The sequence below is a fragment of the Lelliottia sp. RD5 genome, assembly GCF_056032945.1.
On the sequence record NZ_JBVYHQ010000006.1, the window covers coordinates 256635 to 270514 of the forward strand.

The window sequence follows — 13880 nt, forward strand, 5'->3', positions numbered from 1 at the left end:
ACTATGAGTCTGAATTTCCTTGATTTCGAACAGCCGATTGCGGAGCTGGAAGCGAAAATCGATTCTCTGACCGCGGTGAGCCGTCAGGATGAAAAACTGGATATTAACATCGACGAAGAAGTGCATCGTCTGCGTGAAAAAAGCGTAGAACTGACGCGCAAAATCTTTGCCGATCTCGGCGCATGGCAGATTGCCCAGTTGGCACGTCATCCACAGCGTCCGTACACCCTGGATTATGTCCGCCTGGCGTTTGATGAATTTGACGAACTGGCAGGCGATCGCGCTTATGCTGACGACAAAGCCATTGTCGGCGGCATAGCGCGTCTTGATGGTCGCCCGGTGATGATTATTGGTCATCAGAAGGGCCGTGAGACCAAAGAGAAAATCCGTCGCAACTTTGGTATGCCAGCGCCAGAAGGTTACCGTAAGGCACTGCGCCTGATGGAAATGGCTGAGCGTTTCAACATGCCGATCGTGACCTTTATCGACACACCGGGTGCATACCCGGGTGTCGGTGCAGAAGAACGCGGCCAGTCTGAAGCCATCGCTCGTAACCTGCGTGAAATGTCTCGCCTGACGGTACCGGTAATCTGTACTGTGATTGGTGAAGGCGGTTCCGGTGGTGCACTGGCGATCGGCGTGGGTGATAAAGTGAATATGCTGCAATACAGCACCTATTCCGTTATCTCTCCTGAAGGCTGTGCGTCTATTCTGTGGAAAAGCGCCGATAAAGCGCCGTTGGCCGCAGAAGCGATGGGTATCACTGCGCCGCGTCTGAAAGAATTGAAACTGATCGACACTGTGATCCCTGAGCCACTGGGCGGTGCGCACCGTAAGCCGGAAGTGATCGCCGCTTCCCTTAAAGCGCAGTTGCTGGCCGATCTGGCCGATCTCGATGTGCTGAGCAAAGAAGATTTGCTCAACCGTCGCTATCAACGTCTGATGAACTACGGTTACGCATAAGCGTCACATTTGTCTTAAAGCCGCACATTGTTGCGGCTTTTTTTATGTCTGCCGTTTAACTTAACTATCCTTATCGAATGTTTTTCAAGGAGGTAGACCGTGAACATCATTGCCATTATGGGGCCGCACGGCGTCTTTTATAAAGATGAGCCCATCAAGGAGCTGGAGCAGGCGTTGCAGGCGCGTGGATATCAACTTATCTGGCCGCACAACAATGCCGATCTGCTGAAGTTTATCGAGCACAATCCACGTATCTGTGGCGTGATTTTTGACTGGGATGAGTACGATCTCGAACTGTGCAGCGATATCAATCAGCTGAATGAATACCTGCCGCTGTACGCTTTCATCAACACGCATTCGACGATGGACGTCAGTGCCCACGATATGCGTATGGCGCTGTGGTTTTTTGAATACGCATTGGGCGCTGCAGAAGATATTGCGACCCGCATTCAGCAATACACTCGCGAATACCTCGACAATATTACCCCGCCGTTTACGCGCGCGCTTTTCACCTACGTTCAGGAAGGCAAATACACATTTTGCACGCCGGGGCATATGGCGGGAACCGCTTACCAGAAAAGCCCGGTGGGTTGCCTGTTTTACGATTTTTTTGGTGGGAATACGCTCAAAGCCGACGTGTCGATTTCGGTGACGGAACTTGGCTCACTGCTTGATCACACCGGCCCGCACCTCGAGGCCGAAGAGTACATCGCGCGTACTTTTGGTGCGGAGCAGAGTTATATGGTGACAAACGGCACGTCGACTTCAAACAAGATTGTCGGGATGTATGCCGCCCCCGCTGGCAGTACGCTGTTGATTGACCGTAACTGCCACAAGTCACTGGCGCATTTATTGATGATGAGTGATGTTGTGCCGATCTGGCTCTCGCCAACGCGAAATGCGCTGGGGATTCTGGGCGGGATCCCTCGCCGTGAATTCTCCCGGAGCGCCATAGAACATAAAGTTGCCGCTGTTCCTGATGCAAGCTGGCCGGTTCACACGGTGATTACTAACTCGACGTATGATGGCCTGTTGTATAACACCAACTGGATCAAGCAGACCCTCGATGTGCCGTCGATTCATTTCGATTCTGCATGGGTACCCTATACCAATTTCCATCCGATTTATGCCGGTAAAAGCGGTATGAGCGGCGATCGGGTGCCGGGCAAAGTCTTCTTCGAGACGCAATCGACGCACAAAATGCTGGCCGCTTTATCTCAGGCATCGTTAATCCATATTAAGGGTGAATACGACGAAGAGACGTTCAACGAAGCTTATATGATGCACACCACCACCTCGCCGAGTTATCCATTAGTCGCATCAATTGAAACGGCAGCGGCTATGCTGCGCGGTAATCCGGGTAAACGCCTGATTAATCGCTCGGTGGAGCGGGCGCTTCATTTTCGTAAAGAAGTTCAGCGCCTGAAAGATGAAGCTGACGGCTGGTTCTTCGATATCTGGCAACCGGAAGAGATCGATGAAGCGGAATGCTGGTCTGTCGCGCCTGGCGAGAGCTGGCATGGTTTCAGAGACGCTGACGCGGATCATATGTTTCTTGATCCGGTCAAAGTCACCATTCTGACGCCGGGGATGGATGAACAGGGAATCATGAGTGATGAAGGGATTCCGGCTGCGCTGGTGGCAAAATTTCTCGACGAACGCGGCGTTGTGGTGGAGAAAACCGGGCCTTACAATCTGCTTTTCCTGTTTAGCATCGGTATTGATAAAACCCGAGCGATGGGCCTGTTGCGCGGACTAATGGAATTTAAGCGCGCATACGATCTCAATCTGCGGGTCAAAAATATGCTCCCGGATCTGTATGCCGAAGATCCCGATTATTATCGGAATATGCGTATTCAGGATCTGGCGCAAGGGATCCATAAGCTGATCCGCCAGCACGATCTTCCTCGGCTGATGCTCCAGGCATTTGATGTGTTACCTGAAATGAAGCTCACACCGCACAAGGCCTGGCAGCAGCAGGTCAAAGGTGAAGTGGAAACCATTGAGCTGGAAAATCTCATTGGGCGCGTATCCGCCAATATGGTCCTCCCCTATCCACCGGGCGTCCCGCTTCTGATGCCGGGAGAAATGATCACCGAGCAAAGCCGTTCGGTGCTCGATTTTCTGCTGATGCTCTGTTCCATCGGTCGCCATTATCCTGGCTTTGAGACGGACATTCACGGTGCAAAACGCGATGAGAACGGCGTATACCGGGTACGAGTCTTAAAAGAGAGTTGATCCCTTGCGTGTGTAGGGTTTTCAGTTGTAACGTGCAGGCATGATAAAAAGGAGACGCTATGCTGGGTTTAAAACAGGTTCACCATATTGCGATTATTGCTTCGGACTACGCCAAAAGTAAGGCATTTTATTGCGACGTTCTTGGGTTTACGCTGTTGAGCGAAGCCTATCGCTCTGAGCGTGACTCGTGGAAGGGTGACCTGGCGCTTAACGGACACTATGTGATCGAACTGTTCTCATTTCCTTTTCCGCCTGCCCGTCCGTCGCGCCCCGAAGCTTGTGGGCTTCGCCATCTCGCGTTCAGCGTGGACGATATCGATCGGGCCACAGAACACCTTGAAGCACACGGCGTGACGTGTGAATCGATTCGCATCGACCCGTTTACCGACAAACGTTTTACGTTTTTTAACGATCCGGATGGCTTGCCGCTGGAGCTCTACCAGCAGTAATGCTTGCCATCAGAGTCAATGCTCGGTAATTTTCCGGGCATTGGCTCTCTATAAGACCTCTTATGACCTCATCCGTAATCGCTCAGTCTGTTTCTCCGTACCGCCAGTTGCTGGTGGGATTTAGCGGTGGGCTGGATTCGACCGTTTTACTTCATCGATTAAGGCTCTGGCGCGAGCAGGAACCTGATGTTCAGATTCGTGCCATTCATGTGCATCATGGTTTAAGTTCAAATGCCGACCGCTGGGTTGCGCACTGCGAATCGCTCTGTGAAGCGTGGCATATTCCGCTGATCGTTGAACGTGTGACGCTTCATGATGAGGGTTTGGGTACCGAAGCGCAGGCGCGAAAAGCGCGCTATTTAGCGTTCGAAAAAGTGCTTCAAGCGGGGGAGGCGCTCGTCACGGCGCAGCATCTCGACGATCAGTGTGAGACGTTTTTACTGGCACTTAAACGGGGAAGCGGCCCGGCGGGGTTGTCCGCTATGCCTGTGCGCACTGAATTTGCAGGCACGCAGTTGATTCGCCCACTTCTGGGGGAAACGCGCACCTCGCTAGAAACGTGGGCAAAGGACTATAACCTCTGCTGGATTGAGGACGAAAGTAACCAGGACGATAGCTACGATCGTAATTTCCTGCGATTGCGCGTATTGCCGCTACTCTCGGAACGTTGGCCGCATTTTGCAGATGCGACGGCGAGAAGTACGGCGTTGTGTGCTGAGCAAGAGAGCCTGCTGGATGAGCTGCTGACTGAAGAGTTAGCCAGTGTGATCTCGACGGAAGGTGCGCTAAAAATTGAACCTCTTGAAGCGATGAGCGTCGTGCGTCGGGCTGCGCTACTACGCCGCTGGCTCGCCGCTCATGATGCGCAAATGCCTTCGCGCACAATGTTAAACCGTATCTGGGAAGAGGTTGCTTTAGCTCGTGAAGATGCCACGCCGCGTTTGCATCTCGGTGGCTTCGAGGTTCGGCGCTTCAAAGGAGAGCTTTGGTGGGTGAAATGCCAGCCTTCGATGGCTGACCAGATTATCGAGTGGCGCGATCCTTCTGAGCCTCTGATGTTGTCTCTGGGTAGCGTTTCTTTTGTGGAGGGCGGCCATATTCGCCTGCCGAACCCGGATGAACAGGTCACGATCCGTTTCAAAGCCAGCGGAATACTGCATATTGTAGGGCGTCACGGCGGACGAAAACTGAAGAAAATCTGGCAGGAGTACAACATTCCTCCCTGGTTACGCGATACCACGCCGCTGCTGTTTTATGGCGAAACGCTGATTGCCGCTGCGGGTGTTTTTGTTACGCAGGAAGGTTGGGCAGAAAAGGGCGTGCAGCTGGAGTGGAAAGCGTAACGGGCAGTGGACTGCCCGTTAGGGACATTCAGGATTCGCTCACCACAACGGTGCCGATGTCCGGATGACTGAAGCTGGCAATTTTATCGAGACGAAACTCACGCGTTGCGCCCGCGTCTTCGACGACAAGGTATTCAACGTTCTTACGCATAACCAGATCGCGGGCTTTTGCCTTCAGCTCTTCGCCATCTTTTAACGCTAGCGCCAGGATCAAATGGTTCTGGCAGGCAAGCTCCAGGTTGTCATAGTCATCACAGTTGATGGGTTGATAGGTATCATTCATTGACATAATCGCTCACCAGTAAATTCGCAGCAGCATACGCCGCTTTTTCCCTGATCGATTCTGAAAGGCTGTCATCCGTCGCGACTTCATTCAGCACTTTCAACACACAGCCCAACGCATCCGGGACATAACCCAGATCTCCGCTGGCGATTTCCGCATACCTTTTGCGAATTAACTCACAATAAATTTCCACATCCCCTCCTGCCAGCGCACTGACGTTACTGTGAGATATTTAAGCCTACGAAGATAAACACGGTTTATCAAGGTGACTATAACATACTCATCCTGGCAATATCAGCGCCTTGATATTGTGGACTTTCGCCCACTCACAACAGTCTTTTGGCCATAATTTCGCTACAATGACCGCCTTATAAGAATGGAGTTTACTCATGGCGCTGAAAGCGACAATTTATAAAGCGGTGGTTAATGTAGCCGATCTTGACCGCAACCAGTTTCTTGATGCGTCGCTAACGCTGGCGCGTCACCCTTCAGAAACCCAGGAACGCATGATGCTGCGCCTGCTGGCGTGGATTAAATATGCCAACGATCGGTTGCAGTTCACGCGGGGATTAAGTGCCGAAGAAGAGCCAGAAGCGTGGCTAAAGAACGATCATCTTGGCATCGATTTGTGGATCGAACTCGGTCTGCCTGATGAACGTCGCATTAAGAAAGCCTGCACGCAGTCCGCAGAGGTGGCGATATTTGCTTATAATCAGCGTGCAGCTGAGATTTGGTGGCAGCAAAACCAACGAAAATGCGCGCAGTATTCGCATCTTTCTGTCTGGTATCTGGATGATGAACAGCTGGCACAGTTGAGTGATTTTGCAGGAAGAACAATGACTTTACAGGCGACGATTCAGGATGGGGCGATCTGGTTGTCTGATTCACAGAATAATCTGGAAATACATCTCACCGCGTGGCAGTCCCCGTCATGATCGCGTTGTCCCGCACCGTTAGCATTCCTGACAGCGAGCTTGAGATCACGGCGATTCGTGCGCAGGGCGCGGGTGGGCAACATGTCAATAAAGCCTCAACAGCTATCCATCTGCGCTTTGACATTCGGGCCTCTAGCCTGCCAGAGTCTTATAAAGAGGCTTTGCTTGCGGCCAGTCATCACCTCATCACCAGTGATGGCGTGATCATTATTAAGGCGCAGGAGTATCGCAGCCAGGAGTTAAATCGCGAAGCCGCGCTTGCGCGCCTGGTCGCGCTGATCAAAGAATTAACCGTCGTGCAGAAAAGCCGTCGGGCAACCCGACCAACGCGCGCGTCAAAAGAGCGCCGGTTGTCATCGAAAGCGCAAAAGTCCACAGTGAAGTCACTGCGCGGTAAAATTCGACGGTCTTCTGATTAACGAACCGGGACACCCAATTTATAAGGAATTCATCGTGAAAACAGCGATATTGTCAGTGCTCGCAGCCTCTACGCTCTTTGCACTTATTGGTTGTAACAATCGTACTGAAACGCAGGCGCCGCACCCGACGGAGTCGGAAGCGCTGAAGCCGATGCAGCAGAGCTGGCGCGGTGTTTTACCCTGCGCCGACTGCGAAGGCATTGAAACCACGCTGTTCCTGGAAAAGGACGGTTCATGGGTAATGAATCAGCGCTATCAAGGCGCAAAAGAACCGTCATCTTTCGCGACTTACGGTAAGTGGGAGCGCACAGCCGAAAAGCTGATTCTGACGGATGCTGAAGGTGAGAAAACCTATTTCCGCCCGAAGGGCGAAGGAATGGAGATGCTTGATCGTGAAGGTCTTCCGATTGAATCTCAGTTCAATTATACGCTGGCACCGGTAAAAGTGGCCTTGCCATCGACTCCGATGCCGATGCGCGGCATGTATTTTTATATGGCGGACGCTGCGGTCTTTACCGACTGTGCGACGGGCAAGAAAGTCAGTGTCGCCAACAATGCGCAACTGGAACGTGATTATGCCGTGGCGCGTGGAAATGACAGTAAACCAGTTCTCTTGACCGTGGATGGCCACTTCACTCTGGAACCTAATCCGGATAGCGGCGAGATGGTTAAAACGCTGGTGACGGATAAATCCGCTACGTTTGTGGTGGGTAAAGACTGCGAAACGAAATAAACGGATTTCAACGCTGATAAAAAAAAGCCCCGCATTAGCGGGGCTTTTTGTCGCCTGACGGTTTAGCCTTTGATGGCTTTCACAAGGTAATCAAGAATGTCGCCGGTCTTGATCATCTGCTTCTCACCGCTACGACGGTATTTGTACTCAATGTCGTCGCTGTCGAGGTTACGATCGCCGATAACCACGGTGTGCGGGATGCCGATCAGTTCCATATCAGCAAACATCACACCTGGACGTTCTTTACGGTCGTCCATCAGCACTTCAATACCCTGGGCGCGCAGCTCGCTGTACAGCTTCTCCGCCAGCTCCTGCACACGGTAAGATTTGTGCATGTTCATCGGCAGGATGGCCACCTGGAACGGTGCCAGATTATCTGGCCATACGATGCCACGTTCGTCGTGGTTCTGCTCAATCGCAGCAGCCACAACGCGCGTGACCCCGATACCATAACAACCCATCGTCAGGATCTGGTTACGACCATCTTCGCCCTGAACAGAAGCGTTAAGCGCCTCGGAATATTTGGTGCCTAGCTGGAAGATGTGACCCACTTCGATGCCGCGTTTGATCATCAACGTACCCTGGCCGTCAGGGCTTGGGTCGCCTGCAACCACGTTACGGATATCAGCCACTTCTGGCGTCGCAACGTCACGATCCCAGTTGATACCAAAGTAATGTTGACCATCGATGTTCGCGCCAGCGGAGAAATCACTCATCGCGGCTACGGTACGGTCGATAACCACTGGAATAGGCATGTTCACTGGACCCAGAGATCCTGGACCTGCGTTGATCACTGCGCGAATTTCAGCTTCGGTCGCGAAAGTCAGCGGGCTGGCAACCTGCGCCAGTTTCTCTGCTTTGACTTCATTCAGTTCGTGATCGCCACGCACCAGCAGTGCTACCAGCGGATAAGCGCTATCTTCAACGGCTTTAACCAGCAAGGTTTTCACCGTTTTTTCGATTGGCAGATTGAACTGCTCAACCAGCTCAGCGATGGTTTTTGCGTTTGGCGTATCGACCAGCTTCATCTCTTCAGATGCAGCCGCGCGTGGTGCTGATGGTGCCAGCGCTTCTGCAAATTCGATGTTAGCAGCGTAGTCTGAGGTATCTGAGAAGATCACATCGTCTTCGCCGCTCTGTGCCAGAACCTGGAATTCATGGGAAGCGCTGCCACCGATAGAGCCGGTGTCCGCCTGCACAGCGCGGAAATCCAGCCCCATACGGGAGAAGATTTTGCTATACGCTTCATACATCTTGTCATACGTCTCTTGCAGAGATTCCTGAGAAGTATGGAAAGAGTAAGAGTCTTTCATCAGGAATTCGCGAGAACGCATAACGCCGAAACGTGGACGCACTTCGTCACGGAACTTTGTCTGGATCTGGAAGAAGTTCAGCGGCAGCTGTTTGTAGGAATTCAGCTCGTTGCGGATCAGATCCGTGATGACTTCTTCATGCGTTGGGCCGAGCACAAACGAACGTTCGCCGCGATCAACAAAACGCAGCAGTTCAGGGCCGTACTGCTCCCAGCGACCACTTTCTACCCACAGGTCAGCAGGCTGAACCACAGGCATAGACACCTCGATCGCGCCGGCGTTGTTCATCTCTTCACGCACGATGTTTTCGACTTTTTTCAGGACGCGCAGACCGGTCGGCAACCAGGTGTACAACCCAGAGGCCAGCTTGCGGATCATCCCGGCGCGGAGCATCAACTGGTGGCTGATGACTTCGGCGTCGGCTGGTGTCTCCTTCAGTGTGGAGAGCAGATATTGGCTAGTACGCATGTTGTTACGGTTCCATTTCGACGATTGGACCAGGCTGATTCGTCAACCTGACACAAAAAAAGTGGTTTAGTTTACCAGTGTGGCAAAGATGCCAAAAGAGAGGACAATAAAATTAGCGCACTTCCAGTGCAAACACTTCAAAGCCCGCTTCGGTTACACGCCAGCGAACGTTAAAATCCAGCAGCCAGACGGCGTAGTTTTTCCCTACCTCTTCTTCCTTTCGATAAGCAGGACGCGGATCCTGAGCCAGAACGTCGACGATAAAATCTTTCAGTCGAGGATACCGCTTTTCAAGCCGCTGAAGCTCTAAGAAGACATCGGCAGTGAAGCCAACAGGCATATCTGCCACAGGCGCCTGCTGGGCATAGCTCGCCACGGCATCGGGAAGCGCTTCGGCGAAGGGCAGATACGGTTTGATATCCACAACCGGCGTTCCGTCTACCAGGTCCAGGCTCCCGAGTTCGAGAATCACCTGATCTTTTTGGCAGCAGATACCCTTTAGTTCAACGAGCGACATGCCGATGGGGTTGGGTCGGAATGTCGAGCGCGTAGCGAAAACACCCATTCTTGCATTTCCACCCAGCCGGGGAGGGCGAACGGTAGGGCGCCAGCCTCCATCCATCGTTTGATGAAAGATGAACAGAACCCACAGATGGCTGAATACCTCTAGCCCACGAACTGCATCGGCCTGATTATACGGCGCAGTTAAGTGAAGTTCACCGCCATAGCTTTTGACCAGACCCGGTTGACGCGGAACGGCAAACTTCTCTTTATAAGGCGAGCGAATAACACCTATCTGCTCGAACTTAAATGCACTCATTTAGCCGATACGTTAAGGGCGCTGCCCATGCACACGGCCTGGCGATAGCATCCCGGCGTGCCGCTGGTGACTTCACAGCTATGCAGCAGTACGGCGTTAGCCTTCATTTTGGCTGCGTTGATCTGCAGACGCTTGCGCGCTGTCGGGATATTTGGCGGCGAATCCTGATTGCTGGCCTGGCATGATTCGCCGGTGACTTCGCCCAAATCACGGAATGGCTTACCAATGAGAGCTTCGGCATTGGTGTAAATTTTTACCGGCGCCGGACGCGGTGCCTTCGGTTTGGCTGGTTCCACTTTTGGCGGAGTTGCAGTGCTTTTCACAGGTTCAACAGGAGATCTGCTTAGCATTGAACAGCCGCTCAGCATGAGTGCTAAAAGACAGATCGGTAAAGCCCGCATAATATTTCCTCAATGAATAATCAAATCGTCAGTTATTGAAGCAGTTGCCTGTATAAATGACAAGACGGGCTTTCGCCCGTCCTGATGATATTACATAAAGGTAAGATTACCAGCCTTTAACAGCGCCGCCGTTAAACACTTTATTGGCTTCCTGGTAAACTTCTTCAGACTGATAAGCCTGAACGAATTTTTTCACGTTTTCCGCGTCCTTATTATCTTCGCGGCTAACGATCATGTTGACGTAAGGAGAGTCTTTATCTTCTACGAAGATACCGTCTTTTGCTGGCGTCAGGCCAATCTGGCTGGCGTAAGTGGTGTTAATCACCGCCAGCGCAATTTGCGCATCGTCAAGCGAGCGTGGGAGCTGTGGCGCTTCCAGTTCAACAATCTTCAGATTTTTTGGATTCTCAGCAACATCAAGCACTGTTGGCAGTAAACCCACGCCGTCTTTCAGTTTGATCAAGCCCACTTTCTGCAGCAGCAGCAGGGAACGGCCAAGGTTGGTTGGATCATTCGGGACTGCGACCTGCGAGCCTGGCTGCAGCTCTTCCAGAGATTTGATTTTTTTAGAGTAGCCAGCAATGGGGTATACAAACGTATTGCCGACGGAAACCAGTTTGTAACCACGATCTTTAATCTGCTGATCAAGATACGGTTTGTGCTGGAAGGCGTTGACATCAATGTCGCCTTTGCTCAGCGCTTCGTTTGGCAGAACGTAATCATTAAATGTCACCAGTTCAACGTCCAGGCCGTATTTTTCTTTTGCTACTTTTTGCGCCGCTTCAGCAACTTGCTGTTCTGCGCCAACGATGACGCCCACTTTAATGTGGTTTGGGTCTTTTTCGTCCTGACCACAACCTACCAGAGCCAGAGATCCAATCAGCGCGCCGACTGCGGCAAAGGTCTTTAATTTAAACGTCATGTTATTTCCTTAATTCGTCGAGTTTGCGTTGTGTAACGTTATTTGTGAGTCACTGCCCGGACGATTCGATCGCCCGAGAATTGAATGAGATAAACCAGCACAACCAGCAATACCAGAACCGTATTCATCACGGTAGCGTTATATCCAATATAGCCATATTGATAGCCGATCTGGCCCAAACCGCCCGCACCGACGGCTCCGCCCATCGCGGAATATCCCACCAACGTAATCAGCGTAATAGTGGCGGCATTGACCAGGCCTGGCAGTGCTTCGGGTAACAACACTTTACGTACGATCTGCATCGGCGTTGCGCCCATTGCGCGTGACGCTTCGATCAGCCCTGTAGGAATCTCCAGCAGGGCGTTTTCAACCATACGTGCAATAAAAGGAGCCGCGCCGACGGTGAGCGGAACGATTGCCGCCTGCAGACCAATCGATGTGCCTACGATGATGCGCGTGAAGGGAATCATCCATACCAGCAGGATAATAAATGGAATCGAACGGAAGATATTCACCAGCGCAGACAGTGTGCGATAGAGTTTGGCATTCTCGATAATTTGTCCTGGACGAGTGACGTAAAGCAGGACGCCGACCGGCAGACCAATTACAAAGCCAAAAAAACCAGAGACGAAGGTCATTGCCAGCGTTTCCCATACGCCGCGAACCAGCAGCCACATCATCGGCTCAGACATAACCCAGTACCTCTACTTTTACATGGTGTTCTTGCAGCCAGGCAATGGCGGCTTGCGTTTCTTGCTGTGTACCGTGCATTTCTGTCAGCATGATGCCGAACTTCACGCCCCCGGCATAATCCATCTGCGCACTGATAATGTTGTTGTTCACATTAAAGCGGCGTGCAGTTTCGGAAAGCAGCGGAGCATCGACCGATTGCCCCGTAAATTCCATACGCAACATCGGGACGCTGGCATCTGCAGGTTCTGCTTTTAAACGCGCCAGGTAATCTTCAGGGATATCCAGATGCAATGTTGACTGAATAAACTGCTGGGCCAGCGGCGTTTTTGGATGTGAGAAGACTTCACTCACGGTATCTTGCTCGATCAATTCGCCATTGCTGATCACCGCTACGCAGTCGCAAATGCGCTTAACCACATCCATCTCATGCGTAATAAGAAGAATAGTCAGCCCCAGACGGCGGTTAATGTCTTTCAGTAATTCGAGTATTGAACGGGTAGTGGCGGGATCAAGTGCGCTGGTGGCTTCGTCACACAGCAGAACTTTGGGGTTGCTCGCCAGCGCACGGGCGATAGCCACACGCTGCTTCTGACCACCAGACAGGTTGGCGGCATAGCTATCATGCTTGTCGCTAAGACCCACCAGATCCAATAGCTCCGTCACGCGACGTTTGATTTCTTCTTTCGGGGTATTGTCCAGCTCAAGTGGCAACGCGACGTTACCAAATACGGTTCGGGAAGCCAGCAGGTTAAAGTGCTGGAAGATCATGCCGATCTGGCGGCGTGATTTGGTTAATTCCGTCTCGGAAAGTTGAGTCAACTCCTGGCCGCCAACCTGGACGCTACCTTCGGTTGGGCGTTCGAGCAGATTAACGCAACGGATAAGCGTGCTTTTACCTGCACCTGATGCGCCAATCACGCCATAAATCTGTCCAGCCGGAACATGCAGGCTGACATTATTCAGCGCCTGGATGGTTCGGGTTCCTTGCTGGAACACTTTGGTGATATTGGAAAGTTTAATCATTGGATTATTTTTATCGTATTTAAGTTAGCCGTGGCATTTTCTTCTGCCAGATACGGGTGTCTACCGTAAACAAAATGGATGTTAAGGCATCCAGACGTCTAAATCAATGTGGCTGTGCGAGATGAGCACTTTCTTGCGTCGTGAAACATGAGATACTAACCGTACATGCCTTTTTCAGGAGCAAGCCAGTGTCAAAATTAGTACCCGCAATATTTCTCGATCGTGATGGCACTATTAATGTCGATCACGGTTATGTGCATGAGATCGATGAGTTCGAGTTTATTGACGGCGCCATTGATGCCATGCGCGAACTTAAAGGAATGGGCTATGCGCTGGTGGTGGTGACTAATCAGTCTGGTATCGCCCGGGGCAAATTTACCGAGGCTCAATTCGAAACACTGACCGAATGGATGGACTGGTCGCTGGCGGATCGTGATGTCGAACTGGATGGTATCTATTATTGTCCTCATCATCCGCAAGGCACAGTAGAAGAATATCGTCAGACGTGTGACTGCCGTAAACCGCATCCCGGAATGTTTCTTTCTGCGCAAGAGTTCCTGCACATTGATATGGCTGCTTCTTATATGGTGGGTGATAAACTGGAAGATATGCAGGCAGCGGCAGCGGCTGGCGTAGGAACAAAAGTGTTAGTTCGTACAGGTAAGCCAGTGACATCAGAAGCTGAAAGTGCAGCCGATCTGGTCATTAATAGCCTTGCAGATCTGCCAAAAGCGTTAAAAAAGTCGTAAAAATAAGCGTAACGATGAAAAAGTGAGCGGTTGAAATAAAATTGTATTTTTCCGCTTGTCATTCCTCAGAAGCTCCCTATAATGCGCCTCCATCGACACGGCGGATGTGAATCACTTCACACAAACAA

Annotated in this window: 16 protein-coding genes; 8 read left to right on the plus strand and 8 right to left on the minus strand. The window is 51.7% G+C overall.

What is annotated here, in order from left to right; translation table 11 throughout:
* The first annotated feature begins 3 nt into the window (after positions 1-3).
* The 4 genes from accA to tilS all read left to right on the plus strand — a co-directional run bounded on the left by accA (position 4) and on the right by tilS (position 4993).
* Positions 4-963 carry an acetyl-CoA carboxylase carboxyl transferase subunit alpha gene (gene accA / locus AC0LWE_RS18310; protein ID WP_012016131.1) on the plus strand — a complete coding sequence of 320 codons (960 nt, stop codon included), beginning with the start codon at positions 4-6 and terminating at the stop codon, positions 961-963.
* A 99-nt stretch (positions 964-1062) separates the two neighbouring features.
* Positions 1063-3201 carry a lysine decarboxylase LdcC gene (locus tag AC0LWE_RS18315; RefSeq protein ID WP_219347046.1) on the plus strand — a complete coding sequence of 713 codons (2139 nt, stop codon included), beginning with the start codon at positions 1063-1065 and terminating at the stop codon, positions 3199-3201.
* A 59-nt stretch (positions 3202-3260) separates the two neighbouring features.
* Positions 3261-3650, plus strand: a complete 390-nt coding sequence (locus AC0LWE_RS18320) for a VOC family protein (RefSeq protein WP_219347045.1) — start codon at positions 3261-3263, stop codon at positions 3648-3650.
* A gap of 62 nt (positions 3651-3712) precedes the next feature.
* Positions 3713-4993 (plus strand): tRNA lysidine(34) synthetase TilS, encoded by a 1281-nt coding sequence (gene tilS / locus AC0LWE_RS18325; RefSeq protein ID WP_219347044.1) that lies wholly within the window; start codon positions 3713-3715, stop codon positions 4991-4993.
* A gap of 28 nt (positions 4994-5021) precedes the next feature.
* Here the strand turns inward: tilS and rof are convergent, their stop codons facing one another.
* Complete coding sequence (rof, locus tag AC0LWE_RS18330) at positions 5022-5282, minus strand: Rho-binding antiterminator (protein ID WP_059180056.1); 261 nt, start codon at positions 5280-5282, stop codon at positions 5022-5024.
* Positions 5269-5469 (minus strand): YaeP family protein, encoded by a 201-nt coding sequence (locus tag AC0LWE_RS18335; protein WP_202668213.1) that lies wholly within the window; start codon positions 5467-5469, stop codon positions 5269-5271. Before AC0LWE_RS18335 ends, rof begins: the two co-directional genes overlap by 14 nt.
* A 196-nt stretch (positions 5470-5665) precedes the next feature.
* On the opposite strand from AC0LWE_RS18335, the gene AC0LWE_RS18340 reads away from it, so the two are divergent.
* From AC0LWE_RS18340 to nlpE, 3 genes are read left to right on the plus strand one after another with little or no spacing between them, the layout of a single operon-like run.
* Positions 5666-6211 (plus strand): YaeQ family protein, encoded by a 546-nt coding sequence (locus tag AC0LWE_RS18340; RefSeq protein ID WP_202668214.1) that lies wholly within the window; start codon positions 5666-5668, stop codon positions 6209-6211.
* The gene (gene arfB / locus AC0LWE_RS18345; RefSeq protein ID WP_059180053.1) at positions 6208-6630 is read left to right on the plus strand and encodes an alternative ribosome rescue aminoacyl-tRNA hydrolase ArfB; all 423 of its coding nucleotides are present in this window, start codon (positions 6208-6210) and stop codon (positions 6628-6630) included. Before AC0LWE_RS18340 ends, arfB begins: the two co-directional genes overlap by 4 nt.
* A gap of 34 nt (positions 6631-6664) precedes the next feature.
* Positions 6665-7363 (plus strand): envelope stress response activation lipoprotein NlpE, encoded by a 699-nt coding sequence (gene nlpE, locus AC0LWE_RS18350; RefSeq protein WP_202668215.1) that lies wholly within the window; start codon positions 6665-6667, stop codon positions 7361-7363.
* Between the two features lie 62 nt (positions 7364-7425).
* Here nlpE and proS read toward each other — a convergent pair whose 3' ends face one another.
* From proS to metN, 6 genes are all read right to left on the minus strand, one after another.
* Positions 7426-9144: a proline--tRNA ligase gene (gene proS, locus AC0LWE_RS18355; RefSeq protein WP_202668216.1), complete on the minus strand. Its 1719-nt coding sequence runs from the start codon at positions 9142-9144 to the stop codon at positions 7426-7428.
* A 112-nt stretch (positions 9145-9256) separates the two neighbouring features.
* The gene (tsaA, locus tag AC0LWE_RS18360; RefSeq protein ID WP_202668217.1) at positions 9257-9964 is read right to left on the minus strand and encodes a tRNA (N6-threonylcarbamoyladenosine(37)-N6)-methyltransferase TrmO; all 708 of its coding nucleotides are present in this window, start codon (positions 9962-9964) and stop codon (positions 9257-9259) included.
* On the minus strand, positions 9961-10365 hold the full coding sequence (gene rcsF / locus AC0LWE_RS18365) for an Rcs stress response system protein RcsF (protein ID WP_059180049.1): 405 nt from the start codon (positions 10363-10365) through the stop codon (positions 9961-9963). Before rcsF ends, tsaA begins: the two co-directional genes overlap by 4 nt.
* Before the next feature lie 106 nt (positions 10366-10471).
* Positions 10472-11287: a methionine ABC transporter substrate-binding lipoprotein MetQ gene (metQ, locus tag AC0LWE_RS18370; RefSeq protein WP_059180048.1), complete on the minus strand. Its 816-nt coding sequence runs from the start codon at positions 11285-11287 to the stop codon at positions 10472-10474.
* Positions 11288-11325: 38 nt separating this feature from the next.
* Complete coding sequence (locus AC0LWE_RS18375) at positions 11326-11979, minus strand: methionine ABC transporter permease MetI (RefSeq protein ID WP_012016144.1); 654 nt, start codon at positions 11977-11979, stop codon at positions 11326-11328.
* Positions 11972-13003, minus strand: coding sequence for a methionine ABC transporter ATP-binding protein MetN (gene metN, locus AC0LWE_RS18380; protein WP_059180047.1), 1032 nt, complete (start codon positions 13001-13003; stop codon positions 11972-11974). The genes AC0LWE_RS18375 and metN overlap by 8 nt, the downstream gene beginning before the upstream one ends.
* A 188-nt stretch (positions 13004-13191) precedes the next feature.
* Between metN and gmhB the strand changes: the two genes are divergently transcribed.
* Positions 13192-13752, plus strand: coding sequence for a D-glycero-beta-D-manno-heptose 1,7-bisphosphate 7-phosphatase (gene gmhB, locus AC0LWE_RS18385; protein WP_202668218.1), 561 nt, complete (start codon positions 13192-13194; stop codon positions 13750-13752).
* Positions 13753-13880: the final 128 nt, after the last annotated feature.

What these genes read in the sequence shown, in the direction of transcription:
- accA (WP_012016131.1), top strand. Translation starts at nt 4, where the DNA reads ATGAGTCTGAATTTCCTTGATTTCGAACAGCCGATTGCGGAGCTGGAA.
- AC0LWE_RS18320 (WP_219347045.1), top strand. Translation starts at nt 3,261, where the DNA reads ATGCTGGGTTTAAAACAGGTTCACCATATTGCGATTATTGCTTCGGAC.
- tilS (WP_219347044.1), top strand. Translation starts at nt 3,713, where the DNA reads ATGACCTCATCCGTAATCGCTCAGTCTGTTTCTCCGTACCGCCAGTTG.
- rof (WP_059180056.1), bottom strand. Translation starts at nt 5,282, where the DNA reads ATGTCAATGAATGATACCTATCAACCCATCAACTGTGATGACTATGAC.
- AC0LWE_RS18340 (WP_202668214.1), top strand. Translation starts at nt 5,666, where the DNA reads ATGGCGCTGAAAGCGACAATTTATAAAGCGGTGGTTAATGTAGCCGAT.
- arfB (WP_059180053.1), top strand. Translation starts at nt 6,208, where the DNA reads ATGATCGCGTTGTCCCGCACCGTTAGCATTCCTGACAGCGAGCTTGAG.
- proS (WP_202668216.1), bottom strand. Translation starts at nt 9,144, where the DNA reads ATGCGTACTAGCCAATATCTGCTCTCCACACTGAAGGAGACACCAGCC.
- tsaA (WP_202668217.1), bottom strand. Translation starts at nt 9,964, where the DNA reads ATGAGTGCATTTAAGTTCGAGCAGATAGGTGTTATTCGCTCGCCTTAT.
- rcsF (WP_059180049.1), bottom strand. Translation starts at nt 10,365, where the DNA reads ATGCGGGCTTTACCGATCTGTCTTTTAGCACTCATGCTGAGCGGCTGT.
- metQ (WP_059180048.1), bottom strand. Translation starts at nt 11,287, where the DNA reads ATGACGTTTAAATTAAAGACCTTTGCCGCAGTCGGCGCGCTGATTGGA.
- AC0LWE_RS18375 (WP_012016144.1), bottom strand. Translation starts at nt 11,979, where the DNA reads ATGTCTGAGCCGATGATGTGGCTGCTGGTTCGCGGCGTATGGGAAACG.
- metN (WP_059180047.1), bottom strand. Translation starts at nt 13,003, where the DNA reads ATGATTAAACTTTCCAATATCACCAAAGTGTTCCAGCAAGGAACCCGA.